Annotated in this window: 18 protein-coding genes; 12 read left to right on the forward strand and 6 right to left on the reverse strand. The window is 64.2% G+C overall.

Translation table 11 applies throughout. The annotated features are described in order from the left end of the window. Nucleotides 1-147: 147 nt before the first annotated feature. Both ABIB95_RS12215 and ABIB95_RS12220 read left to right on the forward strand, forming a co-directional pair. Nucleotides 148-1,887: a phospholipase C gene (locus ABIB95_RS12215; protein WP_354239568.1), complete on the forward strand. Its 1,740-nt coding sequence runs from the start codon at nucleotides 148-150 to the stop codon at nucleotides 1,885-1,887. Nucleotides 1,888-1,903: 16 nt separating this feature from the next. Then, nucleotides 1,904-3,247 carry a cytochrome-c peroxidase gene (locus ABIB95_RS12220; RefSeq protein WP_354239570.1) on the forward strand — a complete coding sequence of 448 codons (1,344 nt, stop codon included), beginning with the start codon at nucleotides 1,904-1,906 and terminating at the stop codon, nucleotides 3,245-3,247. Nucleotides 3,248-3,360: 113 nt separating this feature from the next. Here the strand turns inward: ABIB95_RS12220 and ABIB95_RS12225 are convergent, their stop codons facing one another. From ABIB95_RS12225 to ABIB95_RS12240, 4 genes are all read right to left on the reverse strand, one after another. Beyond that, nucleotides 3,361-4,143 carry a hypothetical protein gene (locus tag ABIB95_RS12225; RefSeq protein WP_166343939.1) on the reverse strand — a complete coding sequence of 261 codons (783 nt, stop codon included), beginning with the start codon at nucleotides 4,141-4,143 and terminating at the stop codon, nucleotides 3,361-3,363. A gap of 319 nt (nucleotides 4,144-4,462) precedes the next feature. Continuing rightward, complete coding sequence (locus ABIB95_RS12230; protein WP_354239572.1) at nucleotides 4,463-5,536, reverse strand: hypothetical protein; 1,074 nt, start codon at nucleotides 5,534-5,536, stop codon at nucleotides 4,463-4,465. Nucleotides 5,537-5,638: 102 nt separating this feature from the next. Beyond that, nucleotides 5,639-7,132, reverse strand: coding sequence for a flavin-containing monooxygenase (locus tag ABIB95_RS12235; RefSeq protein ID WP_354239574.1), 1,494 nt, complete (start codon nucleotides 7,130-7,132; stop codon nucleotides 5,639-5,641). Nucleotides 7,133-7,239: 107 nt separating this feature from the next. Further along, nucleotides 7,240-7,689, reverse strand: a complete 450-nt coding sequence (locus tag ABIB95_RS12240) for a cupin domain-containing protein (protein ID WP_063981444.1) — start codon at nucleotides 7,687-7,689, stop codon at nucleotides 7,240-7,242. Nucleotides 7,690-7,875: 186 nt separating this feature from the next. Here ABIB95_RS12240 and ABIB95_RS12245 point away from each other — a divergent pair, with 186 nt between their 5' ends. Continuing rightward, on the forward strand, nucleotides 7,876-8,901 hold the full coding sequence (locus tag ABIB95_RS12245) for an AraC family transcriptional regulator (protein WP_354239576.1): 1,026 nt from the start codon (nucleotides 7,876-7,878) through the stop codon (nucleotides 8,899-8,901). An 11-nt stretch (nucleotides 8,902-8,912) separates the two neighbouring features. On the opposite strand, the gene ABIB95_RS12250 is transcribed toward ABIB95_RS12245, so the two are convergent. Beyond that, nucleotides 8,913-10,769: an ATP-binding protein gene (locus ABIB95_RS12250; RefSeq protein ID WP_354239578.1), complete on the reverse strand. Its 1,857-nt coding sequence runs from the start codon at nucleotides 10,767-10,769 to the stop codon at nucleotides 8,913-8,915. A 134-nt stretch (nucleotides 10,770-10,903) separates the two neighbouring features. Beyond that, nucleotides 10,904-11,536 carry a cupin domain-containing protein gene (locus ABIB95_RS12255; RefSeq protein WP_063981448.1) on the reverse strand — a complete coding sequence of 211 codons (633 nt, stop codon included), beginning with the start codon at nucleotides 11,534-11,536 and terminating at the stop codon, nucleotides 10,904-10,906. A 203-nt stretch (nucleotides 11,537-11,739) separates the two neighbouring features. Here ABIB95_RS12255 and ABIB95_RS12260 point away from each other — a divergent pair, with 203 nt between their 5' ends. The 9 genes from ABIB95_RS12260 to ABIB95_RS12300 all read left to right on the forward strand — a co-directional run bounded on the left by ABIB95_RS12260 (nucleotide 11,740) and on the right by ABIB95_RS12300 (nucleotide 25,333). Then, nucleotides 11,740-13,431: a peptide ABC transporter substrate-binding protein gene (locus ABIB95_RS12260; protein WP_354239580.1), complete on the forward strand. Its 1,692-nt coding sequence runs from the start codon at nucleotides 11,740-11,742 to the stop codon at nucleotides 13,429-13,431. Between the two features lie 27 nt (nucleotides 13,432-13,458). Further along, a complete protein-coding gene (locus tag ABIB95_RS12265; RefSeq protein ID WP_354239582.1) occupies nucleotides 13,459-14,409 on the forward strand; it encodes an ABC transporter permease in 951 nt (316 codons plus the stop codon). A 2-nt stretch (nucleotides 14,410-14,411) separates the two neighbouring features. Beyond that, nucleotides 14,412-15,287, forward strand: coding sequence for an ABC transporter permease (locus tag ABIB95_RS12270; RefSeq protein ID WP_354239584.1), 876 nt, complete (start codon nucleotides 14,412-14,414; stop codon nucleotides 15,285-15,287). Nucleotides 15,288-15,342: 55 nt separating this feature from the next. Next, nucleotides 15,343-16,671: an NAD(P)/FAD-dependent oxidoreductase gene (locus tag ABIB95_RS12275; protein ID WP_354239586.1), complete on the forward strand. Its 1,329-nt coding sequence runs from the start codon at nucleotides 15,343-15,345 to the stop codon at nucleotides 16,669-16,671. 13 nt (nucleotides 16,672-16,684) lie between these two features. Next, the gene (locus ABIB95_RS12280; protein ID WP_354239588.1) at nucleotides 16,685-17,611 is read left to right on the forward strand and encodes a 2-hydroxyacid dehydrogenase; all 927 of its coding nucleotides are present in this window, start codon (nucleotides 16,685-16,687) and stop codon (nucleotides 17,609-17,611) included. A gap of 9 nt (nucleotides 17,612-17,620) precedes the next feature. After that, a complete protein-coding gene (locus ABIB95_RS12285; protein WP_354239590.1) occupies nucleotides 17,621-19,489 on the forward strand; it encodes an ABC transporter ATP-binding protein in 1,869 nt (622 codons plus the stop codon). Between the two features lie 273 nt (nucleotides 19,490-19,762). Continuing rightward, nucleotides 19,763-20,686, forward strand: coding sequence for a helix-turn-helix domain-containing protein (locus tag ABIB95_RS12290; protein ID WP_354239592.1), 924 nt, complete (start codon nucleotides 19,763-19,765; stop codon nucleotides 20,684-20,686). Nucleotides 20,687-21,173: 487 nt separating this feature from the next. Then, entirely contained in the window at nucleotides 21,174-21,689 is a 516-nt protein-coding gene (locus ABIB95_RS12295; RefSeq protein WP_354239594.1) for a hypothetical protein, read from the forward strand. Nucleotides 21,690-22,003: 314 nt separating this feature from the next. Beyond that, entirely contained in the window at nucleotides 22,004-25,333 is a 3,330-nt protein-coding gene (locus ABIB95_RS12300; RefSeq protein ID WP_354239596.1) for an adenylate/guanylate cyclase domain-containing protein, read from the forward strand. The last annotated feature ends 14 nt before the right edge of the window (nucleotides 25,334-25,347 follow it).

The following is a 25,347-nucleotide window of genomic DNA, read 5'->3' on the forward strand; positions in this document are numbered from 1 at the left end:
GGCACGGCCGAAGCGGGTGGCTGCATAAAAAATATGCCTCGACCACTGCGCAAAGTGTCTCGTGCGTCAAACTGACACGGCTCTGTCACTCGCGATGTTTAGAACATTTCTGATCGTAAACATCCACATTTCCGGGGCGTCAAAAAAATGAAATCGAGACTACTGACGACGGCTGCGATTGTCGCGGCCGCGAGCGCGCTCGCGTGCACTCTTCCCGTCCTTGCGGACGATTTCGGCCGTGACCGCGATCACGGGCATGATCAAGGTCGCGACAACGATCACGACCGTGATCATCACCGTCATCCGCATGACATCCACACCGAGACGCCGATCAAGCATCTCGTGATCATCTTCAACGAGAACCGCTCGTTCGATCATTACTTCGCGACCTATCCGAACGCGGCCAATCCGTCGGGCTCGATCCCCTTCGTGCCGAAGCCGCATACGCCGAAGGTCAACAATCTCGCCAACGCGCATTTGCTGGTGAACAATCCGAACAACGGCGCGGCCAACGGCACCGGCGCAACGGATCCGTTCCGCCTCGACCGCACCCAGGCCAACACGCGCTCGCAGAACCACTCCTACACGCCCGAGCAGCAGGCCGTGGACAACGGCAAGGAAGACCTGTTTCCGAAATTCACCGGCCGCGGCACCGCCGGCGGCGCCGGTGCGTTCGGCACCAACGGTCAGGTCATGGGCTATTTCGACGGCAACACCACCACCGCCTTCTGGAACTACGCCCAGCACTTCGCCATGAGCGACAATGCCTGGACCGACACTTTCGGTCCGTCGACGCAGGGCGCGCTCGCGGTGATTTCCGGCCAGACCAATGGCGCGCAGAACATCGTCGGCACCTCGGCGTCGATCGCCGACGGCCAGGGCGGCCTGACGCTGATCGGCGACACGGACCCGGCCTACGATTCCTGCTCGAGCACGAGCAGCACCGTGCTGATGACAGGCAAGAACATCGGCGACCTGCTCAACGACGAGCGCATCAGCTGGGGCAGCTTCATGGGCGGCTTTGACCTGACGCTCAAGAATGCCAACGGCACCACCGGCTGCGCGCGCACCACCTTCTCCAGCAACGTGAACGGCACGATCGTGGACTACAGCCCGCACCACGCCTGGTTCCAGTACTACAAGTCGACCGCCAACCCGACCCATGCGCGGCCGAGTTCGGTCGATGCGATCGGCCACACCTACGAGAAGGGCGGCAAGACCGTCGATCCGGCCAACCACGCCTACGACCTCGAGGACTTCTACGCCGCCGTGAAGGCCGGCAATTTCCCGGCCGTCTCCTACATCAAGATGTCGGCCTACCAGGACGGTCACGCCGGCAACTCCGATCCGCTCGACGAGCAGGTCGGCAACGTCGAGCTGATCAACTTCCTCCAGAGGCAGCCGGAGTGGCGCGAAACCGCGGTCATCATCACCTATGACGACTCCGACGGCTGGTACGACCACCAGTACGTTGCGCCGAAGACCGCCTCCTACGATCCGACCGCCGATCAGGTCAACGGTCCGGGCCTGTGCGGCCTCGGCCCGCAGAAGCAGCCGGCACCGAAGGGTCTGGGCGGCAAGCCGGTGAACGGCCGCTGCGGTCCGGGCACGCGCATTCCGTTCATCGTGGTCTCGCCCTACGCCAGGACCAACCACGTGAGCAGCACCTACATCTCGCAGGCGTCCGTGGTGCGGTTCATCGAGGACAATTGGCTGCGCGGCCAGCGTATCGGCGGCGGCTCGTTCGATGCCAGCTCCGGCTCGATCATGGACCTGTTCGACTTCGATCAGGATCACAGCCATGACTACCGGACCGACGCGCTGTTCCTTGATCCGACCTCCGGCACGGCGATCACCAGCCCGCCGGGCGAGCACCACCACCACTAGTCCGACGGGACGCTTGATGAACAGCCGCACCATGTGGCTCCTCGGCGCCGGCCTGCTTTGTCTGGCCGGCGCCGTCTTTGCGGCCGGGACGCAAGGACTTGCGGAGACGAGCCAGCTCGGCGCGAACCCGAATCCGGTTCGCCTCATGCGCCCGCCCGTCACGCCATTGTCCGCGATGGCGCAGCTCGGCAAGGAGATCTTCTACGACGCATCGCTGTCGTCGTCCGGCGCGCTGTCCTGCGCATCCTGCCACAGCCCGGATCACGCCTACGGCCCGCCCAACGACGGGCCGGTGATGCTCGGCGGCGCCGCCCTGTCGCGGCAAGGCGCGCGCGCGGTGCCATCGCTGACCTATCTCGATCGCCATCCCAATTTCAGCATCGGCCCCGACAAGGGCGACGACGACAACGTCATCGATCTCGCGCAGATGGCTGCAATCGGCCAGCAGGCCGCGCGGACGACGAAGACCGCCGGCGGCAGCGGCGCATCGGCGAACATCGTGCCGCAAGGCGGCCTGTTCTGGGACGGCCGCGCCGACACGCTCCAGGACCAGGCGCTGTTCCCGCTGCTCGACCCCAACGAGATGGACGGCGGCAGTGCCGAGATCGTCGCGGACAAGCTGCGCCGTGCGCCTTACGCCTATCGCTTCGTCGAGCTGTTCGGCGCCGGCGTGCTCAGAAATCAGCGGCTCCTGATCGCGGAGGCGATGTTCGCGGTGGCGCGTTACCAGGTGGAGGAGCCGAGCTTCCATCCCTACACCAGCAAGTATGACTACTGGCTCGAGGGCAGGGCGCGGCTCACCGAGACCGAACTGCGCGGCCTGCAAGCGTTCAACGATCCTGACAGGGCCAATTGCGCCGGCTGCCATACTTCGGCGCCGACCCGCGACGGCCTGCCGCCGCTGTTCACCGATCACCAATACGAGGCGCTCGGCGCGCCGCGCAATGCCGCGCTCGCCGGCAATCGCGATCCCAGCCATTTCGATCTAGGCGTCTGCGGCCCGCAGCGCACCGACATTGCCGAGCAGACGCAATATTGCGGCATGTTCCTGACGCCGACGCTGCGCAACACGGCGACGCGCCACGCCTTCTTCCATAACGGCGTCTTTAGCACCCTCGAGCAGGTCCTGGATTTCTACAATTTTCGCGACACCAATCCGGAAAAGGTTTTTCCGCGCGGCGCCGACGGCGCGGTGCGGAAATACGACGACCTGCCGCAAAAATATCATGCCAATGTCGACGTCACCGATCCGCCCTTCGATCGCCACCCCGGCGACAAGCCGGCAATGACGGAGCAGGGCGAAGCCGACATCATCGCGTTCCTGAAGACGCTGACGGACGGCTACAAGGCGGAGAATTAGAGTGCCGACGAATTAGAGTGTCGACGCATGATTCCGGGATGCGGATGCGGCGAAAAAGTCAGTCATCGCCTGCATGAACACTCCTGCCGCCGTGTCGGATCGCGTGGCCGTATTCAAAAGAACTCAAGCGAAGGAAAGTGATTGACCAGTCTGTCCCAGAGCGAGGACGGCGGCCGTGGCTGCCTTTTGGCATCCTGGAGGGACAGGCACCGCGGTGCCAGTCTCATTCCATAATAGAGGTTCGCTCCAGAGAGGCTCTGACCGCCCTGTATGCTGACAGTCGGATCGAAATTATTCCTTATCAAGTCCGTCGTTTGCTCCACGGAGCCCGCCGCTGAATTGTCATAGGCCGCGACGTATTTCGTCGACGCCTTGAGAACCCGCTGTCCCTGGCAAACGTATTCCCCGTTTTCCAGATAACGTTTCACTTCCCGATCGCAGGACTCGCGGCGGAACAGCTCCTCCGCGATGATTGATAGATCTTCAAGTGAGATTTCCAACACTTGAACGTCATCAAGCTCGAGCTTTACAGCTTCTGCCAATTTTGCATCGGTATGTGACTGAATCGAACGCACGACTTTTGAGTCGAGCGAATACTGTGTCTTTCGTAGCTCCGAAGTGACCTGGGTCGCTGAAGATGAAGTACGAGTGACGCCGACCAGCCGATCCGGCGAGACTTCGCACAGCATGTCGTAATCCTGGCCGTTCGGAGAGACATGATAGATGGAGCCTGGAGCGCGCAGGAGGACCGGTGGCGTTATCGGGTGAAAGCCGATAGCGGTGATTGCTTCGTTGAGCCGATTTGGGGGCGTGCGTAGATGTATCGCGGCCACGGATGCCAGTGGTGCGATGCTCACGATCGCGACTAATGCCCCCCACTTGACCAATGGGCGCATTGGAATTCTCCGCCGATTATCCGCAACAATAGTGTCCGCAGGGGCGCGCGCACGCGTTGGCCGAATCTGCAGGAACAGTCGTCGTGAGTGCGGCGAGAGTGAAGACAAAAAGCAGTGCTGCGAACTTCATGGCCTGTCCTCCTATGGATTGACAGATGTTCGCTCGGCTTGACGTCCGGAAACCCGCAACGCTTTGGCGCCGGGACGCGAGACATCTCCTTGCAAAACTACGCCCGGCATGGGGTCGCTGATATGAACTAGCTCACACTCTATCTATAATTGTGCTGAGTCTCGCGGGGCGTCGCCCTTCTGTATGTCCTCAGCGCCCCTTGATCTCCGAATATTTCGCCATCGCGCGCTCGAACTTGCGGTTGAACAGCCACATCGCAGCGAGGATCTCCCGGAAGCTGGCCGAGTTGCGCGCCCGGTCGGCCTGTCCGAACGCGAAGATGCTGTTGTTGCGCAGGTGCTTCATGATGGTCGGGCTGGACACCCTGTAATTCAGGACATCGCCTGATTTGAGCGCGGACCGCGTCGGGGTCGGCACGATCTGGATCAGTTCGAACAGCTTCATTTGGTCGATCGGATCGGGCAGCGTCTTCACGATTCCCGGGATCTCCCGAAACACATCCGCGTGCGCGTTCATCAGGCCGTCGCGCACGTTGGTCCAATGGTTGAAGCGATAGTCCGTGCCGCGGGCGCGCGCCTCTTCCTTGTCGTCGCGGGCGCTCAGCTCGGGGTTGGCCGCCGCGATCTCGCTCTTGATCGCCTCCCACTTCCGGCGGCCGTTGCGGTCCTCGGACGGGCCGGTCTGGAAGCTGCCCATATAGGTATTCGAGCGCCCGTTGCGGACATTCTGCTTGCCGTTGGTCTCGGCGAAGAACAGCCCGAGGCTGATCCGGCCCGCAGCTTCGGCGTGAGCCGGTGCAAGCCCCTTGGCGCGTGCGATCGCTGTGGCGAGATCGACGACGTCCTTGAACGGCGTCGCCGAGTTCTGCGCGCCGGCGGGCGGCGCCTCCATGACGTCGAACAGCTTTGAATATTCGTCGATCAGCGGCTCGATATCGGCGTCGAAATAGGCCGGTGGTATCTCGAACTTGTTGGGCTTGCCGATTCGCGACGGCATGGCGTCGGTGAGATCCTTGTAAGCACTGATGACCGCGACGCGCGCCAGATAGAGCGCCTGTCCCGGCAGGTTCGGCAGCGGCTCCTTTGCCTCGATCTGTCGGTGCCGCTCGGCAAGGATGGATTTGAAATCGCCGAGCGCGCGATCATAGGTGGCGAGCGCCTCCGATTGCTTCGCGTTAAGCGTTTGTGCCCGGCCGACTGTGAACGTCGTGAGGATCAGCCCAAGCACCGCCAGGGCTATGGCGGCGTGACATCGTCGTCCCATGGCCGGTTCCCATGTGCCGGAGATTCGTCGGTCACGGGATCGTAAACATCAAACGCGCGGACTGGCGAGTTGCAAATCACGCTCAGCCCGGGTTCTCCGACCTTATGCTGTGGCCCGGTACTCCGGCGCCGTCGCCAGGAACTTCGCATAGGCATCCGCATCCGGCGGCTGGAAGTGTCCGGCGAGCCCGCCGCGCTTCTGGTTCTTGGCGCCGATGTCCGCCATCAGCTCGTCGAAATGGCGATAGTGATAGGGCGCGACGCAGAGGCCGCCATAGACGCCGGCAGCCGGCCGTTCGACCCGCTTGAAGTGCAGCATCATCTCGACATTGTCGCGCATCGCTTGCGCCGTCGGCTGGTTCGAGAGCTGGCCGTCGGCGTAGCGCACCAGCCAGTTCGCGGCGAGATCGGCACAGAGCACGGTGCAGAACGACGAGTTGAAGCCGACGAAGCCCATCTCCGGCAGATCAGGGTTGGCGATCAGGCGGTAGAGCCGGTATTGCCCGTCCGCATCGACAAGTTTCTGCCGATAGGCCTCGGGCAGGAACGGCACGCCGAGCTTGTAGCCGATCGCGAGCACGGCGACGTCGGCCGCGACGCGCTCGCCGCCGCTCATCACGATGCTGTCGCCTTCATAGTGGTCGAAGCTGCCGAACACCGCCTTGATGCGGCCGTCGGCGACCATCGGGTAGAAGTCCGGCGTTGCGATCGGCACCGAGCAGTTGACGCCGTCCTCGATCCGCTCCTTCGGCACCATCTTGCACCGGTTCAGCTTGAGCTGCGCCTTCAGCAGGCTCTCCAGCCCGCGCCAGTTCGCCCAGATCAGCGGCGCGGCGATGCGGTGCGCGAGCCGTGCCATGGAGCTCGCGCCCCAGCCCGGAAACATCTCCTCCTGCGCGCGGATGTAAAGGATGCGCTTGAAGTTCACGAGCCCGCCGATGAAATAGGGAATGCGCCACACCGGCTCGCGCATCACGATCGTGACTTCGCGTGCACCTGATTTCACCGCGTTCACCGCGATGTCGGTCGCAGACTTCGAGCCGCCGAGCACGACGACGCGCCGCCCTTTCGCCAGCGTTGGATCGCTGTATGTCGACGAATGCAGGATCTGGCCGCCCTGCGCCAGAAAGCCGTCCTCGCCCGGGCAATGCAGCTCGCGCGGCTCGTTGAACTGCCCGGTGCAGACCGCGACGAAATCGAAGTCTTCATTCGTCGCCGCGCCGTCCTTGCCCGATAGCGCGAGCGTCCAGCCCGGTTTGCCATCGGCGCGGCGCTCCATGCCGGCGACCCCAGTGTTGAGGCGCAGCATGTGGTCGAGGCCGAAGTTTCTCGCATAGTCGCAGAGATAGGCATGGACCTGCGGCCCGGTCGGCCATTCCGGATAGGTGTCCGGCATGGCGCGATCGGTGTAGCGGTAGAGCTCCTTCGGGCTCTGGGTCTGCACGTCAGGATAGGAGCGCGCCGGCTCCCAGACGCCGCCGAGATCGGCACTGCGCTCGACGATGGTGACGCGGTGGCCGTGGTTCGAGAACGCCTTTGCGGCGGCGAGGCCGGAGACGCCGGCGCCGATCACGCAGACATGCTTGGGACTGACCATGGGATTCCTCGGAATCAATGTGTTTCGGGCGCAAGCGACCACGCTCGGCCGCGATGCGCGCCCGGCGGACCTGCAGGCAGATGAAACTGGACGAGAAGGCTGGCCGCCTAATCGTTGGCCTCGGGCGGCAGGAAGTCGACCTCGTGCAGCGCCGAGATGCGCACGACTTCGGCGGGGTCCGTCAGATTGTGGAGCTGGTTGAACAGCGCCTCCAGCTTCTGCATCGGCGAGACCCAGAACAGCGCGCGGCACGGCTTGTCGGACTTGTTGAAATAGCCGTGCGGGATGCCGCGCGGCATGCGCACGAGATCCCCGGCATGGGCCTTGACCCATTGGCCGTCGAGCTTGAGGTCGAGCGTGCCTTCCTGCACCAGGATGAACTCGTCCTGGGTCGGATGGATGTGCACGGGCACGAACTGGCCGGGCTCGCTGTTGGTCTCGAACGCGAAGGTGGAATCTGTGACGGCCTTGGGAAAATAGACCTGGCCAAGGATGTTCCAGCTCTTTCCGCCATAGCCCGTGCCAACAGCGGTTATGCCCTTTTCGAGTGCAGTCATGGCTCACTCCTCATGGATTCCGGCGAGGATGGAGCTTCGGCCCGTCGACGGTCGCTGTCTATCCGCTAAACGAATCCGGATGCGGCTGTTGCCATGCAGCACGACGATTTTGCGACGCGGCTCTTTTCGCGTCCCGGGAACTATTATAGGCTTAAAGCAACTCCGTGACCCGAGGCGTGGTCGACGATGTCCGCAGCCGAGCTGGAAATGAGCACGCGGCGGTCCGAAGCCGAACGGCTTGCGGACTTCGCCCGCGTCACCACGGACGATGTCGACGAAGCGGCAGAGCAGATCGGACGCATCTTCTGCCCGCACGATCTCGAGCCGGTACGGCCGCGCGGACCGGGCTTCTCAGCCCGGCACAATTGCGCGGCGTTCGACGGCTTCTCCATCAACTATGTCGCCTATGGCGGGTCGGTGAGCATCGATCCCGGCTGCCTCGAGCGCTTCTTCCTGGTACAGGTCCCGCTCACCGGCACCGCCCGCATTCGCGCCGGCGTCAGCGAAATCGATGCCGCGCCGGGCCGGACGGCGTCGCTGCTGTCGCCGACCATCCCGACCCGGATGATGTGGAGCGATTGTGCGCAGGCGATCCTGCTGCTCGACCGTCGCATGGTCGAGCAACGCGCTGCGTCGCTGTCGGGCAGGGCGGCCGGCCCAGTCGAGTTTGATGCCGCGATCGACCTCGACGCACCGGCGGGGCAGGACTTTCGGACCAGCCTTGCCGAGCTGATGCTGCTCGCCGAGCGTCTCGGGCCGTCCGGCAGGCTTTCACCGGTCGCAATGGCCGATTGGCGCGAGGTGCTGCTCGATCATCTCCTCAATGGCCAGCGCCATGGCCTGTCGGATGCCATCAGGAGGTTCTCGGGGCAAGCCGAGCGTTTGCCGCGTGCACTGCGCGCCGCGCGGGACCATCTTGCGGAAAATGCCGGTGAGCCGCTCGACCTCGCGCAGCTCGCCTGCGCGTCCGGGATCGGCGTCCGCGCGCTCCAGCTCGGCTTCCGCCGCCACTTCGGCGTATCGATCTCGGAGATGCTGCTCGACATGCGCCTCGCTGCTCTGCACGCCCGGCTCGCGCAGGCTTCGCCGGATGTCTCCATCACCGAGATCGCCTTCGATCTCGGCTTCACCCATCTCGGCCGCATGGCGGGTGCCTACCGTGAAAAATTCGGCGAGACGCCGTCGGCAACGCTGCGGCGAAGGATGAGCTAGGCGTCAGACATCTATTTTCGCGATCGCGTCGTGCCGCTGTCTTCAGCCGCCTGCCTCCGCAAAAAGCCCTCGACATCCGCCTGCACCGAGTACGGCGTCGGGATCGGATCGCCCGCGGCGTCGACGGCGGTGTCGAGGGAGCGGCGCAGCATGCGCGCGAGCTCGGCTTTTCGGTACGGCTTTGCCAGAAGCGGCGCACCCATGGTGGCGCGTCCCTGCGCGTGCAGCGAATCGTAGGCATAACCCGACGTGAACAGCACCCGCAGCGAGGGCCGCGCAGCCACCATCTGTTCGGCGAGCTCGCGTCCGTTGACGCCGCCGGTCATCACGATGTCGGTGAAGAGCAGATCGAACGGCGTGCCGTCGGCCACGATGGCGAGCGCTTCGGTCGCGTTGGCGGCGGAGATGACCTTGTAGCCGAGGCTTTCGAGCTGGACGGTGACATATTGGCGGACGTCGCGATCGTCCTCGACGCAGAGGATTGTCTCCGTGCCGCCCACCACCTTGCGCTCGTCATAGCCAGCCGGACGGAGCGTGCTGGTCTCAGCCTTCGGCAGGTAGATCGTGAAAATCGTGCCGCGGCCTTCTTCAGAAGTGACCTTGATGCCGCCGCCGGACTGCTTGACGAAACCGAACACCATGCTGAGACCGAGCCCGGTGCCCTTGCCGACATCCTTGGTCGAGAAGAACGGATCGAAGATGCGTTCGAGAATGGCTTGCGAAATACCCGTGCCGGTATCGGCGATCTCGATCTCGACATAGTCGCCGGCATAGCCGGCGCCCACCGCCACGGCCTCGCGCACGCCGAACACCACGTTGCGCGTCGTCAGCGTGAGCTTGCCGCCATCCAGCATCGCGTCGCGGGCGTTGATCGCGAGGTTGAGCAGCGCTGCGCTCAGTTGGCCGCGGTCGGCGAAAGCCAGCCAGACGTTGCGGTCGAGCCTGGACACGATCTCGATCTTCTTGTCGAAGGTCGCCAGCAGCAGCTTTGCCACTTCTTCGAGCAGTTCGTTGACGTCGATCTCGGCCGGCTGGAGCGCCTGCTTGCGGGCAAAGGACAGCAGGCTCGATGTCAGCGCGGCGCCGCGATCGGCCGCCTCGCTGATCAGCTTGGTGATGGTCGCAAGCGGCGGGTCGTCCTTCACGGCGTCGGCGAGGATCTCGATCGTGCCCGTGATCACGGTGAGCATATTGTTGAATTCGTGCGCGATGCCGCCGGTGAGCTGGCCGACCGCCTCCATCTTCTGGGCCTGGATCAGCTGCTCCTCGGCCGCGCGCTTCTGGGTGACATCCTTGACGAAATTGTTGATGATGGTGCGCCCGCCGAGCTGGAGCGCCGTGCTCGACGCCTCGATCAGGATCTGGTCGCCGTTCCGGTGCAGCAGCGTTGCTTCGAACCGGATGCCGATCGGCGTATCCGACAGTTCCGGCAAAAGCCGCATCATGCGTTGCCTGAAGCCGTCGCGGAGCGGCTCGGCGATGAGGAGGTTGACGACGTCGGCGCCGAGCGCCTCCTTGCGTGTCCATCCGGTCAGGGCCTCGGCCTGGACACTCCACTCCAGGACGATGCCGTTCGCGTCGGTCTGAACGAAGGCGTCGAGCGCGGTCTTGATGACGGCCTGGGTCATCTGTGCGCTGGCCTGGGCCTGCTCGGCCAGTTGCGCGGCGGCGCGCTTGTCCTGCGCCGTTTCGATCGCGCGCGTGCACAGGCGTGCGAGCAGTACCGCGACGGCGCCGCTTGCCAGCAATGCGACGACCTGGGCAAAGCCGAACCCGGTCCCGGTCGCGGCATAGGAGGCGAGGAGGGCCGCGGCGGTCACGGCGACCTGCGCGGCCATCGCGAGTGTCAGAAGCGGTCTGAGTTTCATGGTCTCACACCAACGACGTCAATCGCGGGACCCTCGCGTTCGCGCTGTAGATTGCTCCGGCTTCACGTCAGCTACAGGCTCCGCGGGCCTGCGTCGAGGGGCAATTTCCGGCAGGGCGCCGGCGTTCCTCGCGCTCAACCTGCCGGCGAATCGGTCTGGCGCAGCGTCGTGACCCAGATCACACGCGCGGCCTGCTGGGTCGGGTTGTCGAACATGTGCGGCACGATGCTCGGAAAGCGGAAACTGTCGCCGGCCTCGAGCAGATGAGCCTGGTTGTCGAGCCACAGCCGCAGGCTGCCGGAGAGGATGTAGCCGGCCTTCTCGCCGGTGTGCTGCAAGAAGTCGGTGCCGGACGAGGCGCCGGGGTTGAGCGTCAGCTCGTAGAGTTCGAGCTGGCCCTCGTCTGCCGGCGTCAGCGCTTCCTTGACGACGCCGCTGGCGGTGAGCCGCAACAGGCGCCGGCTGTTCTTGCGCACGATGTAGCGCTGCACGTCGGCGGGATCGGTGGTCTCGAAGAAATAGGAGATGGGAACGTCGAGCGCGATGCTGAGCAGGCGCAGCGTCCGTATCGACGGCATGGCCCGCGCGCGTTCGAGCTGGCTGATCATGCCGTTGGAGAGCCCGGTCTTGGTGGCGACGTCCTGGATCGAGAGGCCGGCGCGCTGCCGCAGCAGCCGCACGGTCTCGCCGAGCCGCTGGTCGACCGCATCGTCAGCCTCGATCGCCGGGGCGTCCTTCGGGCTGTTGGTCTCGCCGCGACCATCCATGTCGCTCTCCCATGCATTGCCTCGCCGCCGGAATGGCCGGCGGCGTGAAAAGGTCGCGCATCCTAGCAATGTGATTGACAGCTGTATTTAGTCATGATGAACTTTTGACTGAAAAATTTAGAAGCACTAAAGCCCACTCCTGTCCCTTTGCCGGGTCTCGGGGGCGCGGGAGACGGTGCCGTGTGCGGGAACGGAGACTGGTCATGGCAGACAGCACCGGCAAGTTCGGCGTTGGCGGACTGCGTCATCTCGGCATTCCGAATCGCCGACAATTCTTCCAGCTCGGCGCAGGCGCCGCAGCGGGATGGACCCTTGCAGGCGACGCCTTTGCGCAGAGCGAACGCCCGACCAATCCGCCGGACAAGCCGCGCGGGCAGGTGATCGCGGCGCTGTCGCAGGAGCCGACCGTCTTCCATCCGCTGATGCCGGGGATCGAGGTCGATCAGGGCATCTGGTGGCAGGTGTTCTCACCGCTCTGGTTCATCGAACCCGACGGCAAGTTCGTCCCTGATCTCGCGCGCGAAGTCCCGACCGTCGAGAATGGCGGCCTGTCGGCCGACGGCCTGACCTGGAAGATCAAGCTGCGCAGCGACGTGAAATGGCACGACGGCACGCCGTTCACGGCCGAGGACGTGAAGTTCTCGCTGGACCTGATCAACAATCCCGAATTCCGCGTCCGCAACCGCGTCGGCCACAACCTCGTCAAGGACATCAAGGTCGTCGCGCCCGACGAGATCCATTGGCGGATGGAAGCTCCCTATTCGCCCTACATGTCGATCCTGTCGCTCACCTTCATCGTGCCGAAGCACATCCTGGAGAAGCTGTCGGATCCGAACGCCTCGCCGTTCCACAATGCGCCTGTCGGCACCGGGCCGTTCCGCTGGGGCGAGCGCGTGCCCGGCGACCACATTCAATTGAATGCCCACGCCGGCTATCACGGCAAAGGACCTTACGTCGAACGCGTGGTCTTCAAATACATTCCCGATCTCACCGTCCTCTACACCCAGTTCCGCACGGGGCAGGTCGACTACACCGGCCTGCAAGGCATCTTGCCGAACTTCGTGCAGGAGGCGAAGACGCTGAAGGGCCGCAAGATCTTCGTCTCCGCGACGTCCTCGGTGGAACACGTCGCGCCCAATCTCGAATTCGGCCCCTTCGCCGATCGCGCGGTGCGCGAGGCGCTCTACCTTGCCATCAACAAGCAGGCGATCATCGATGCGCTGAACTACGGCCTGCCGACCCAGACCGAGAGCTTCGTGCCGCAACAGGCCTGGTCGTTCCAGCAGGGCCTGCCGCAACACAAATACGATCCGGCCAAGGCCAACGCGCTGCTCGATGCAGCCGGTTGGACCCGCGGCTCCGGCGGCATTCGCGAGAAGGGTGGGGTCAAGCTCGAATTCACCAACTCGACGACGTCGGGCAATGCGGTGCGCGAGCAGACCCAGCAGCTCCTGATCCAGGACTGGCGCGCGATCGGCGCAGCGATGCGCGTCAACAACATGCCCGCCGCCGTGATCTGGGGCGATTTCTGGCAGCAGTCGAAGTTCAATTCGGTGCTGGTGTCCGTGAACTTCATGCTCGGCAGCGACCCTGATGTGACGCCGCGCTTCGGCTCCGGCGCTATCCCTGCCAAGGGCGGCCGTGGCTTCAACACCTATCAGTACAACAGCGCCGAGGCCGATCGTCTGCTCGCTGAGGGCGCCAGACAGTTCGATCTCGCCCAGCGCAAGACGACCTATGGCGATCTGCAGAAGCTGATCCGCAACGACCTCGCTATCCTGCCGCTGTTCCAGGGTTTTATCGCCGAGGGCGTGAAGGAGGGGCTGCAAGGCTTCCGTCCCAACATCAACACCTCGATCAATTGCTGGAACATCCGCGAATGGTATTGGGCCTGATGCGCTTGGCGCACTGGATCGCCTGAGATGGCCCGTTACGTCGTCAACCGCCTGGCGCAAGCGATCATGCTGCTGGTGATCGTCTCCGCGATCGGGTTTGCCATCCTGCATCTGGCCCCCGGCGGTCCGCTGTCGCAATACGCGGCGTCCGCGCAGATGACGCAGGAGGACCTCGACCGCGTCACGAGGCAGCTCGGCCTCGATCGCCCGTTGCCGATCCAGTATCTCGACTGGTTCGGCCGCATGCTGAAAGGCGATTGGGGCAAGTCCTACCGCGACGGCGAGGCGGTGCTGTCGGTGATCTCCTCCCATCTCGGCGCCACGCTGGAGCTGATGGCGACGGCGACGATCATCGCGGTTTTGCTCGGCTGCTGGATCGGCGTGCTGGGCGCGCTGCGCCGCTATTCGCTGTTCGATACATTCGCGACCGTCGGCGCCATGATCGCGCTGTCGATCCCGACCTTCTGGTTCGGCCTCGTCACCATCTACGTGTTCTCGGTGAAGCTCGGCTGGCTGCCGGCCGGCAATCGCCAAACCGTCGGCGACGGCTCCTTCCTCGACCTGCTGCATCATCTGATTGCGCCGGCGCTGGTGCTGGCGCTGGTCGAGACCGCAATGTGGGGCCGGTTCATGCGCTCCTCCATGCTCGAGGTGATCAACCAGGACTACATCCGCACCGCGCGCGCCAAGGGCATGCCGGAATGGCGCATCCTCACCGTGCACGCGCTGCGCAACGCCCTGCTGCCGATGATCACGGTGGCCGGCCTCCAGTTTCCGACGCTGCTCGGCGGTGCGCTGGTCGCCGAGACCGTGTTCACCTGGCCCGGCATGGGCCGGCTGTTCCTGGATTCCATCGGCTACCGCGACTATCCCGTGGTGATGGGCATCCTGATGTTCTCGGCGACCATGGTGCTGATCGGCTCGCTGCTTGCGGACATCCTCTATGCCGTCGTCGATCCGCGCATCCGGGTGGGCTAGGGATGACGGTTGCGACCCTCTCGACCGTTCAGCTCGCGCCCGGCCAGGCCGCATGGCGGCGCTTTCGCCGGCACCGCCTCGCACTTGCGGGTGCTGTCATTATTCTGGTTCTCGTCCTCGGATCGGCGTTGGGTCCCTATCTGCTGCCGTTCGACGACACCTATATCGACATCATGAAGCGGTTCGCGCCGCCGTTGTCGGGCGCGCACATCCTCGGCACCGACGAGCTTGGCCGCGACGTGCTGGCGCGGCTGATGATGGGCGGGCGGATCTCGCTCTCGATCGGCATCGTCGCGATGGTGATCGCGATGGCGGTCGGAATCGCCGTCGGCGCCTTCGCCGGCTTCTATGGCGGCGTGGTCGGCGCGGTCCTGATGCGGCTGGTCGACGCCGTGCTGTGCTTTCCGACGATCTTCCTCCTGCTTGCGCTGGCCGCCCTCACCGAACCTGGCCTGATCACCACGACGGTGCTGATCGCGGCGACCGCCTGGATGAGCGTTGCCCGCGTCGTCGAGGCCCAGGTGCGTTCGCTGCGCGAGCGCGAATTCGCGCTCGCCGCGCTCGCCTTCGGCTCGTCGAACCTGCGGATCATGTTTCGCGAGCTCGTGCCCAACGCGATTGCGCCGATCGTGGTGGCGGCGACGCTGAACGTCGCCAAGGCGATCCTGCTCGAATCCTACGTCAGCTATCTCGGCTACGGCATCCAGCCGCCGGCCGCGAGCTGGGGCAACATGCTCAACAACGCGCAGATCTATCTCACCAGCGCGCCATGGCTTGCGATCGCGCCGGGCCTCGCCATCACGCTCGCGGTGACGAGCTTCAACTTCCTCGGTGACGGCCTGCGCGATGCGCTCGATCCTCGAATGAACATCCCATGACGAGCCTGCCCCCGAGCCGACTTGCCTCGATCGAACCGAATAGCTGGAGTGTCCCATGTCCCCGCCGCTCACCCGTATAAACAGCGACGAACGCCTGCCGGCGCAGGTGGATGTCGTCGTCATCGGCGGCGGTGTCATCGGCGTGTCCGCGGCCTATCATCTGGCGAAGAAGGGCCTTTCCGTTGCCCTCGTCGAGAAAGGCCATGTCGGCGGCGAGCAGTCGAGCCGCAATTGGGGCTGGTGCCGCCAGCAGGGCCGCGCCCGTGAGGAGATCCCGCTGGCCCGCGAGGCGCTCCGGCTCTGGGAGGACATGCAGAACGACGCCGGTGTCGATGCCGGCTTCCGCCGCACCGGCGTGCTGTTCCTGACCAAAAGCAAGGACGAGCTTGCCAGTTGGGAGCGATGGGCCGCAACGGCGCGCGAGATGCAGGTCCACTCGACCGTCCTGACGCCGGCGGAAGTCGCCGAGCGCCTGCCGGGGAATTCCGAGAAATGGGTCGGCGGCCTGCACACGCCGAGCGATGGGCGCGCCGAGCCGTCGATGGCCGTGCCGGCGCTCGCCACCGCCGCACGCAAGCATGGCGTGACCATCCATCAGGGCTGCGCTGCACGCGGACTGGAAACGCAGGGCGGACGGGTCAGCGCTGTCGTCACCGAGAAGGGCACCATTCGCACCCAGTCCGTGCTGCTGTCGGGCGGTGCGTGGTCGTCGCTGTTCTGCCGCCGTCATGGCATCGAGCTGCCGATCGGTCTTGTCAACGCCACCGCATGCCGAACCACGCCGGGACCGGAGATCACGTCCGGCGCGCTCGGCACCGACTTCTACTGTATCCGTCGCCGCCTCGACGGCGGCTTTACACTGGCGCTGCGCGGCCGCGGCACGGTCGAACTGTCGCCAGACCTGTTCCGCTACGCGCGCACCTTCTGGCCGACCTACCTGCATCGCAAGAACGGGCTGAAACTGTCGTTCGGCAAGTCGTTCTTCGACCAGATCGTGCGCGGCACGAGCTGGAGTTTTGACAAGCCGTCGCCGTTCGAGACCGAGCGGGTGCGCGATCCGGCGCCTGACATGTCGCTGGTCAACGCGGCGCTGGCTTCGCTGATCAAGTCGAATCCCGAATTGAAGGACATCGAGATCGCGGAAGCCTGGGGCGGCACGATCGACTGCACGCCGGACACCATTCCCGTGATCTCGCCGGTCGATGCCTTGCCCGGCTTCTTCCTCGCGACCGGCTTCTCCGGCCACGGCTTTGGCATCGGTCCTGCGGCCGGCAAGCTCGCCGCCGACATCGTGACCGGCGCGACGCCGCTGGTCGATCCCGCGGCCTACAGCCACAAGCGCATGATCGACGGCCGGCGTCTCGCGCCGGTCAGCCCGTTCTGAGAGTGCTGGTGGCATGACGGTTCTCTACAAGGCCAACATGGTTCGCGGCGCCGAATGGGCGCGCTTCTTCGCGGAGCGCGCGCCCGATGTGCCGTTCCGGCTCTGGCCCGACATCGGCGATCCCGCCGAGGTGCGCTACCTGGTGGCGTGGGTGCCGCCGGACGATATCGCGACGACCTTTCCCAATCTCGAGCTGGTCTTTTCGGTCGGTGCGGGCGTGGATCAGTTCGATGCCACGAAAGTTCCGGCGCACATTCCGCTCGTCCGCATGCTGGAGCCCGGCATCGCCGAGACCATGGTGGAATACGTCACCATGGCCGTGCTCGCCCTGCATCGCGATCTCCTGCACTTCATCAGCCAACAGAAGGAGCAGGTCTGGCGCGAGATCCGGATCACGCCGGCCAAACGTCGTCGTGTCGGCGTGATGGGGCTAGGCCAGCTCGGCCAGGCCGTGCTCGACCGGCTCAAGGCGTTCGACTTCCCGCTTCTCGGCTGGAATCGTTCGCCGCGCGAGATTGAAGACGTCACCTGTTACGCCGGTACGGACACCTTGCCCGAGTTTCTCGCGCAGGCCGACATCCTCGTCTGCCTGCTGCCGCTGACAGACGAGACCCGCGGCATCCTCAATGCCGATCTGTTCGCGCGCCTGCCGCGCGGAGCAGGGCTCGTCAATGTCGGGCGTGGCCCGCATCTCGTCCAAGCCGATTTTCTCGCGGCGCTCGACAGCGGCGCACTGTCCGGTGCGGTGCTCGACGTTGCCGATCCCGAGCCGCTGCCCGCCGGCCATCCGTTCTGGAGCCATCCGCGCATCCTGCTGACGCCGCACAATGCCAGCATGACGACGCCTGATACGGCCGTCGATTTCGTGCTCGACGTCATCGCGCGCCACCGCCGCGGCGAAGATCTGCCGGGGCGTGTTGATCGCAGTCGCGGCTATTAGGGCAATCGCATGAGCATCGGCGCAAGCAGGCCTGATCCGATCGTTGCCGAAGCGCAGGCGCCCGTGTTGTCGGTCGCGGGCCTGACCACGTCCTTTCTGCGCGAGCGGCAATGGATTCCCGTCGTCCGCGACGTGTCGTTCGATATCGCGGCCAAGGAAACCGTGGCGATCGTCGGCGAGTCCGGTTCGGGCAAGAGCGTCACCGCGCTTTCCATCATGCGGCTCATTCCGAAGGAGAGCGGCCGGGTCGAGGGGCGCGTCACGCTCGCGGGCCGCGATCTGCTGACGCTGTCCGAAGCGAGCATGACGGATGTCCGTGGCAACGATGTCGCCATGATCTTCCAGGAGCCGATGACGAGCCTCAATCCGGTGCTCACCATCGGCTTCCAGATCGCCGAGGCGCTGATCCAGCATCGCGGCCTGTCGCGCGCGGCGGCGGAGGCCGAGACCATCCGTCTGCTCGATCGTGTCCGCATTCCCGCGGCGGCATCACGCTTCCACGAGCATCCGCATCGTTTCTCCGGTGGCATGCGCCAGCGCGTGATGATCGCGATGGCGCTCGCCTGCAAGCCGAAGCTGCTGATCGCCGACGAGCCGACCACCGCGCTCGACGTCACCATCCAGGCGCAGATCCTGGAGCTTCTGAAGGAGCTCCAGCAGGAGGAGGGGATGTCGATCCTCTTCATCACCCACGATATGGGCGTGGTCGCGGAGATCGCGGACCGTACCGTGGTGATGTATGGCGGGCAGGCGGTCGAGACCGATGCGACCGCGCGCATCTTTGCTGCGCCCTCGCATCCCTATACGAGCGCGCTGCTCGCGGCCGTACCGCGCCTCGGCTCGATGGGCGGGCGGACGCGGCCGATGCGGTTTCCGGTCGTCGACAAGGTGACGGGCACCTCGGACGAGCCGACGGAGACACCTGAAACGGTCTCAACCGCCGAGCGGCCGCTGCTCGAAGTCTCCAACCTCACCACACGCTTTCCGATCCGCTCCGGCTTGTTAGGCAAGGTTTCGGGCCGCGTCCACGCGGTCGAGAACATCTCCTTCACCCTGCGCGCCGGCGAGACGCTGGCGCTGGTTGGCGAATCCGGTTGCGGCAAATCGACGACAGGCCGTTCCATCCTCAAGCTGACGGAGCCGGACAGCGGCACCGTCCTGGTCGACGGCCAGGACGTCCTCGCCATGAACGCCCGGACCTTGCGCGACTTCCGCAAGCAGATGCAGATCGTATTCCAGGATCCGTTCGCGAGTCTCAATCCGCGCATGTCGGTGGGGACGGCGATCGCAGCGCCGCTGCTCGCCAACGGGCTCGCCACGGCATCGCAGGCGCGCGACAAGGTCGCCGACCTCCTCGTGCGCGTCGGCCTGACCGCCGACATGGCCGCGCGCTTTCCGCACGAATTCTCCGGTGGCCAGCGCCAGCGCATCTGCATTGCGCGCGCGCTCGCGCTCGGGCCGAAGCTGATCGTTGCGGACGAAGCGGTCTCCGCCCTCGACGTCTCGGTCAAGGCGCAGGTCGTCAACCTGATGCTCGACCTCCAGGCCAGCATGGGCCTTGCCTATCTCTTCATTTCCCACGACATCGCGGTGGTCGAACGCATGAGCCATCGCGTCGCCGTGATGTATCTCGGCGAGATCGTCGAGACCGGCCCGCGCGCAGCCTTGTTCGGCAATCCGCAGCATCCCTACACGAGGAAGCTGATGGCCGCGGTGCCCGTGCCCGATCCGTCGCGCCGCGGCACGAAGCGCGAGACCTCGAACGACGAGATCAGAAGCCCGGTGCGCGCACCGGATTATCAGCCGCCGGTCCGGCAGTATCGCGAAGTCTCGCCCGGCCACGTCGTCCAGGTCTGGGGCGAGGAATGGTCGGCCTAGCGGCGCAAAGGCGCGCAGCGGATGCTTTCCAGAACGCACGATAAAATCGTGCCCTGATCAGCCGCACACGTTAACGCTGTTGTCCTTCGCGATGCCAAGCCTGTGAAATCGTGCTGAAATCACAATGAATTCACCTCGTCGCGACGGAGTGCGACCGCCTGCCACAATCTATATGCTAATCCGGCGAAGCTGGACCGTCGGCCGTCGATCTCCGATAATGCATCGACTCGGAAAGGCTGGCGCAGACGTGCCTTTCACGGATGGAATATTGAAATGACACAAGCAGGCGTCTACGGGCAGAGGCTCGGGCGGGGCCTTCACGTGAAGGAAGCTCCGGTTCTGATCACGCGCTCGCTGCGCAGCGCGGAGCTCGCGGTCACCGAAGTCCGCAATGACAAGCCGACGTCCGAACTTTCCGGCTCGTTGCCGGCTGAAGATGCTTACCTTGTCAGCTTGAAGCTCCGCGACTATCCCGCTTGCGAATGTTGGGAGGAAGGCCGCTACGTCACCAGGGAGGATATTCGTGCGGGCGCGACCTATCTGTACGACCTCAAGCGCGACCCGCGCTATGTGATCGACAAACCGTTTCACTCGCTCTTCTTCTATTTGCCGCGCTCGGCCCTTCACGACATGGCGAGGCAACCCGGCGCGCCGCGCATTGGCGAGCTCAGTTACGAGCCCGGCGTGGGCCATGACGATGGGGTCATCCGTCATATCGGCGCCAGCTTGCAGGAAGCACTGCGTCGGCCTGACGAGACCAACCAGCTTTTCGTCGATCACATGATGCTCGCGCTCACCGCCCACGTCGCCCAGACCTATGGCGGGCTGAAGCCTGTCGCAGAGCCTAACCGCGGCGGCCTCGCGCCATGGCAGGTGAAGCGCGCCTGCGACCGGCTCGACTCCGATCTCTCAGGCAAGGTCGCGCTGGAGCAGATCGCGACCGAGCTCGGCCTTTCGGTCAGCCACTTTTCACGCGCATTCCGGATCTCCACCGGCCTGCCGCCGCATCAATGGCTGCTGCGCCAGCGCGTGAAGGCGGCCACGCAGTTGATGACCGTCCGCAACCTGCCGTTGTCCGAGATTGCGATCTCGGCCGGATTTGCCAATCAAAGCCATTTCACGCGGGTGTTCACCCAGATGGTCGGCGTTAGTCCGGGCGCATGGCGCCGCGAAACCCATGGCGGGCGGGACGCGTAGAGCGTTTTCGCGTCAAAGTTCCATCTTCAATCCGGCCAATCTCGCCGACGGCATCGGCCATCCGCCTGACGAGATTTCTGTGGCGCAACGCGGGACAGCTTGCGAACTCACGGCGCCTGTCAGTTCGCGCTTCTGCGCTCCCGCGTATGCAACGATGCAAACTTAGTCCTCCTGAGATCGTGACTGGATGGAGCGACAGGGAACAGGAGTATGTGAACAGTCTCATAGTCCATCACTCTCTTTTCGAGCTAACTCTCCCCCAAGAAATTGCTGCACCCGGAGCTGACTGACAGACACGGGTGAGATGCAATGCCTGCGAAGCCGCGAGCTCGCAGCTTTGGACTGGCTCTCGTCTTGGTTACGAGCAAGCCAGCCCCATCACTCAGCCACATCTTTTGGAAATTGGAATCAAGGGCATCGCGAAGCGCGTCCACGCAGCTTCTAATCGGGGTCGGCCGGTAGGCTGCTACTTATTGAGGAGCCCCCAATGAAGATAGGCAACGCAGTTTCCAGCGCATTTTCCCTAACGAGGTACGCCGGTAATCTTGGGATCGCCCGTTCCAGTCTTATCAAGTCGGCCCATCTCCTCGAAAGAATTGGGCTAGCAGCCGTTGGGGCCTCTTGCGGCCTCTATGTGGGTGCGACCCTGTTGCGTCAGCAAGGCGGGCTTTTTGAAAGCGGCTGGATCGTGCTGCTAACAATGCTCTACGGAGCTCTCAGCTATTATGTTGGAATTGATTTGTCCCGGTCTGTCGCTCGGAGGTCGATTTCGAGCACCTCGGAAGAATACAACGGCTCTGAGGTTGCTGAGATCATGAGTGCGGCCGGTACGTTCGGCGCGGCGATTGCAGCAACTCTGTCCGTCAGCATCCTTGTCCTTGATCAAAGCCTACCCAATGCGCTGATAGCGTTTCTCGCCGGCTGTTGGGTCGTTGGGTCTTCGCTTCAAGTTGCGGCGGGAACGATGGCGCGCAACTACGAAGTGCCCAAGGACGAGGAATGAAGACAATTGTGCTCACGGAAAAACGTCTGCTTGGCGTCGTGATGTGGGCACCAGTGCCAGTGCTGACGTCAGGTCTGAAGGCGAGTGGTTGACGGCTCATCGCAACTTCTGTCGTTCAACGCTGCGTGCAGACGATTTTTAGTAGCGCGACCGTTTGCATCGAGCAATGTCCTTGCTTGGAAGCGGCATCGGTACTGAGCAACCTAAGTTATCGCGCAACAAACAAGACGTGCCATCATGGTGGCGTTGGGATATTGTCCCCGCGCCGTGGTCCAAAATTCTGCTAACCGCCAACCGCACGATCGGTGGAGCCAATGCAGATTGCGGAGTGGCTCGAGAAGCTGGGGCTTGGACAATACGCAGAGCGTTTTGTCCAAAATGGGATCGACATGGGCGTCCTTCCCGAACTGATGGCCGAGGACTTCGATAAGCTCGGAGTCCTGCTTGGCCATCGCCGCAAAATGCTGCGTGCCATTGCCGACCTCGATCCAGCCGCGTTGATCGCATCGCCGGCTCCTCCTCACGACGCCGAGCGGCGTCACCTGACCGTTATGTTTTGCGACCTGGTCGGCTCGACTGCGCTCTCCGCGCGTCTCGATCCCGAGGATATGTGGGAAGTGATCCGGGCCTACCGCGCCGCCTGTGCGAGCGTCATCGCTGCTTATGACGGCAGGATCGCCAGGTTCGTCGGTGACGGAATACTGGTCTATTTCGGCTATCCCCGCGCCCACGAGGACGATGCGGAGCGCGCAGTGCGAGCCGGCCTCGACACCATCGCTGCGGTCGGGCGACTCAGGACGGGCGCCACTGAACGGGTTGAACTGCGGATCGCAATCGCGACCGGGCTTGTGGTGATCGGCGACCTCATCAGCGGCGATGCGTCGGAGGAGCACGCAACGGTCGGCGATACACCAAACCTTGCTGCCAGGCTTCAGAGCCTGGCCGAACCGGGAGTGGTCGTCGTCGCCTCGTCGACGCGCCGGCTGCTTGGCGATCTCTTCACTTTTCGCAATCTCGGCCGCCGCGAGGTCAAGGGGATAGCCGAACCCATCGCGGTCTGGGCGGTCGAGGGGGCGGCCGCGTCGGAGAGTCGCTTCGAGGCGGTCCGCGCAGCGCGTTCGATCGGCTTTGTCGGTCGCAAGGAGGAGATCGAATTCACGCTCTCGCGCCAGCGATTGGCATGGCAGGGGCAGGGCCAGATGGTTTTGATCTCCGGCGAAGCAGGCATCGGCAAGTCGCGCATCGTCGCAACGCTGTCCGAAAACCCCGCGTTGGGGGCGCACCGCCGGGTGCGATATCAGTGTTCGCCCTACCACACCAACAGCGCGCTTCATCCCTTTGTCGCGCAGCTGGAGCGCGCAGCCGGTATCCGCTCGCACGACACGCCGGAGCAAAAGCTCGACAAGCTTGAGGCAATGCTGGCGCTTGGAACGCAACAGGTCGCCCGGGCGACACCGCTCATTGCGGCTCTCCTTTCGATTCCAACCGGCGACCATTATCCGCCGCTTGGTTTGAGCCCGGCGCAGCAGCGGCGACAGACATTTGCCTCGCTTCTCGATCAGCTCGAGGGGTTGGCGCGAGAGCAACCCCTGCTGGTTATCTGCGAGGATATGCATTGGGCCGACGCCACGACACTTGAACTGTTCGATCTCGGGGTCGACCGGATCAGGGGACTGCCGATACTCATGCTCATGACATCCCGGCCAGAGTTCGAGCCCTCCTGGTCGGGCCTCGCCAACGTCAGCCTGTTGCGGCTCGACCGGCTCGACCGGCAGGACACGCGTGCGCTGGTCGAGCAGGTGACCGTTGGCCGCCAGCTGCCGCGCGAGATGATGGAGCAGATCATCGACAAGACGGACGGCATCCCGCTATTCGTCGAGGAACTGACCAAGATGGTGCTGGAGTCCGGACTGCTTGTCGAGGATTCCGGACGCTACCGCCTCGATAGTCCGCTCCCACCGCTCGCTATTCCCGCGACGCTGCAGGATTCGCTGATGGCGCGGCTCGACCGGCTGGCTCCCGTCAAGGAGGTGGCGCAGATAGGCGCCGCCATCGGCCGCGACTTTTCATACGCGCTGCTAAGATATGTGACAGGACGCGATGATCTGACGCTGAGCGCTGCGCTGGGGCAACTCGAAGAGGCGGAACTGCTGGTGCGTCGCGGGACACCGCCGGACGCAAACTATAGCTTCAGGCACGCTCTCGTTCAGGAAGCGGCCTATGAAGGCCTGCTCAAGAGCAAACGGCAGGTGCTTCACAAGCGCATCGGCGATGTCCTGCGCGAGAAGTTTCCCGTCGTTGCCGAGACTGAGCCGGAAGTTCTGGCACACCACTTCACTGAGGCGGGGCTGAGCGAGATCGCCCTCGAATGGTGGCGCAAGGCGGGCCAGCAAGCGCTGAAGCGCTCGGCCTATTCCGAGGCGATCGCGCATCTCGGCAAGGCGATTGCGTCCGCCGATGAGGTGCCGGATGATCCCTGCCGGATGATGAGCAGGCTGCACCTTCAAATCGAGTATGGCCGTGCATTGCGAGGCAGCCTCGGCCACAGCGCTCCCGAAACGGTAGCCGCATGGACGCGTGCCCGACAGTTCGCTGCCGACATCAATGATCCCGTTGAACTCGCGCCGGTCCATTCGGGTCTCTTCAATGCTTGCCTGACACACGGCGAACTCGCTCCGATGCTGGAGCTGGCGGATGCCATCAGGAGCGCGGCTGACCGACGACCGGACTCACCGGTGGCCGCCGTCGTTGCACATTGGACGGGCGGGGTTACCTGCTGGTTCGGCGGTGACTACTTGGACGCGAGGATGCACCTCGAGCAGGCACTCGAGATCTATGGTGCCGAACCGGATCCCGCGACGTTCAGGGCTTCGGCACTGGATCTCCCGTTCGTGATCATGAGGTTTCTCGCCCTGGTGCTTTGGCCGCTTGGCAAGATCGCGCGCGCACGCCGCCTCGCCGCCGAAGCGGTGAGTGCTTCGGGAGAAAAGCGGGCGCTGTCCCAGGCCAACGCGCTGGTTCATCGCGCTGTGTTCGACGGACTATGCGGGGGCATGTTGCAGCAAACGGAGACGATCCTGGCGCTCGGTCTCGCGCGCGACCACACGATGCCGTTGTATGTAGCCGCCGGCACCTACCTGGATGGCCTCGCCAAGTGGCGTGCCGGCGACCAAATGACCGGACTGACGGAAATGCGTCGCGGCTGGACCTTGCTGCACGAGAATGACTGCTATCTCTGTGAGCCGTTTTGGGGGATGCATGTCGCCTTGGCGAACGCAGCGTCGGGTCAACTCGAAACCGGGCTGGAAATCTTGAGCGAATTGATCGCATGGACCGGGCAATCCGGCCAGCATTGGCTTGATGCCGAGCTGCATCGCGCCCGCGGCGAGCTTTTGTCGCGTCTTGATCCTTCGGACGAAGCCGGTGCCGAAGCTTCCCTCAAGCGAGCGCTTGAGATCGCACGACACCAGCAGACGAGGACCTTCGAGCTGCGCAGCGCCCTTGGACTTGCGCGCCTGCACAAGAGAAATGGCCGAGCAGGCGGGGTATCCGAGGTGCTCGCTCGCGTGCTGGCCGAATTCGATGTGGAGCGAAATCTTTCTGAAGTCGTGGAAGCGAAAGAGCTGCTCGAGCAAGTGCATTAGGCACGTGCCGTTTT

The organism is Bradyrhizobium sp. LA2.1, assembly GCF_040547725.1.
GTDB lineage: Bacteria > Pseudomonadota > Alphaproteobacteria > Rhizobiales > Xanthobacteraceae > Bradyrhizobium > Bradyrhizobium barranii.

Excerpts from the sequence above, each read along its gene's own strand:
- ABIB95_RS12215 (WP_354239568.1), top strand. The coding sequence starts at position 148 with ATGAAATCGAGACTACTGACGACGGCTGCGATTGTCGCGGCCGCGAGC.
- ABIB95_RS12220 (WP_354239570.1), top strand. The coding sequence starts at position 1,904 with ATGAACAGCCGCACCATGTGGCTCCTCGGCGCCGGCCTGCTTTGTCTG.
- ABIB95_RS12225 (WP_166343939.1), bottom strand. The coding sequence starts at position 4,143 with ATGCGCCCATTGGTCAAGTGGGGGGCATTAGTCGCGATCGTGAGCATC.
- ABIB95_RS12230 (WP_354239572.1), bottom strand. The coding sequence starts at position 5,536 with ATGGGACGACGATGTCACGCCGCCATAGCCCTGGCGGTGCTTGGGCTG.
- ABIB95_RS12235 (WP_354239574.1), bottom strand. The coding sequence starts at position 7,132 with ATGGTCAGTCCCAAGCATGTCTGCGTGATCGGCGCCGGCGTCTCCGGC.
- ABIB95_RS12240 (WP_063981444.1), bottom strand. The coding sequence starts at position 7,689 with ATGACTGCACTCGAAAAGGGCATAACCGCTGTTGGCACGGGCTATGGC.
- ABIB95_RS12245 (WP_354239576.1), top strand. The coding sequence starts at position 7,876 with ATGTCCGCAGCCGAGCTGGAAATGAGCACGCGGCGGTCCGAAGCCGAA.
- ABIB95_RS12250 (WP_354239578.1), bottom strand. The coding sequence starts at position 10,769 with ATGAAACTCAGACCGCTTCTGACACTCGCGATGGCCGCGCAGGTCGCC.
- ABIB95_RS12255 (WP_063981448.1), bottom strand. The coding sequence starts at position 11,536 with ATGGATGGTCGCGGCGAGACCAACAGCCCGAAGGACGCCCCGGCGATC.
- ABIB95_RS12260 (WP_354239580.1), top strand. The coding sequence starts at position 11,740 with ATGGCAGACAGCACCGGCAAGTTCGGCGTTGGCGGACTGCGTCATCTC.
- ABIB95_RS12265 (WP_354239582.1), top strand. The coding sequence starts at position 13,459 with ATGGCCCGTTACGTCGTCAACCGCCTGGCGCAAGCGATCATGCTGCTG.
- ABIB95_RS12270 (WP_354239584.1), top strand. The coding sequence starts at position 14,412 with ATGACGGTTGCGACCCTCTCGACCGTTCAGCTCGCGCCCGGCCAGGCC.
- ABIB95_RS12275 (WP_354239586.1), top strand. The coding sequence starts at position 15,343 with ATGTCCCCGCCGCTCACCCGTATAAACAGCGACGAACGCCTGCCGGCG.
- ABIB95_RS12280 (WP_354239588.1), top strand. The coding sequence starts at position 16,685 with ATGACGGTTCTCTACAAGGCCAACATGGTTCGCGGCGCCGAATGGGCG.
- ABIB95_RS12285 (WP_354239590.1), top strand. The coding sequence starts at position 17,621 with ATGAGCATCGGCGCAAGCAGGCCTGATCCGATCGTTGCCGAAGCGCAG.
- ABIB95_RS12290 (WP_354239592.1), top strand. The coding sequence starts at position 19,763 with ATGACACAAGCAGGCGTCTACGGGCAGAGGCTCGGGCGGGGCCTTCAC.
- ABIB95_RS12295 (WP_354239594.1), top strand. The coding sequence starts at position 21,174 with ATGAAGATAGGCAACGCAGTTTCCAGCGCATTTTCCCTAACGAGGTAC.
- ABIB95_RS12300 (WP_354239596.1), top strand. The coding sequence starts at position 22,004 with ATGCAGATTGCGGAGTGGCTCGAGAAGCTGGGGCTTGGACAATACGCA.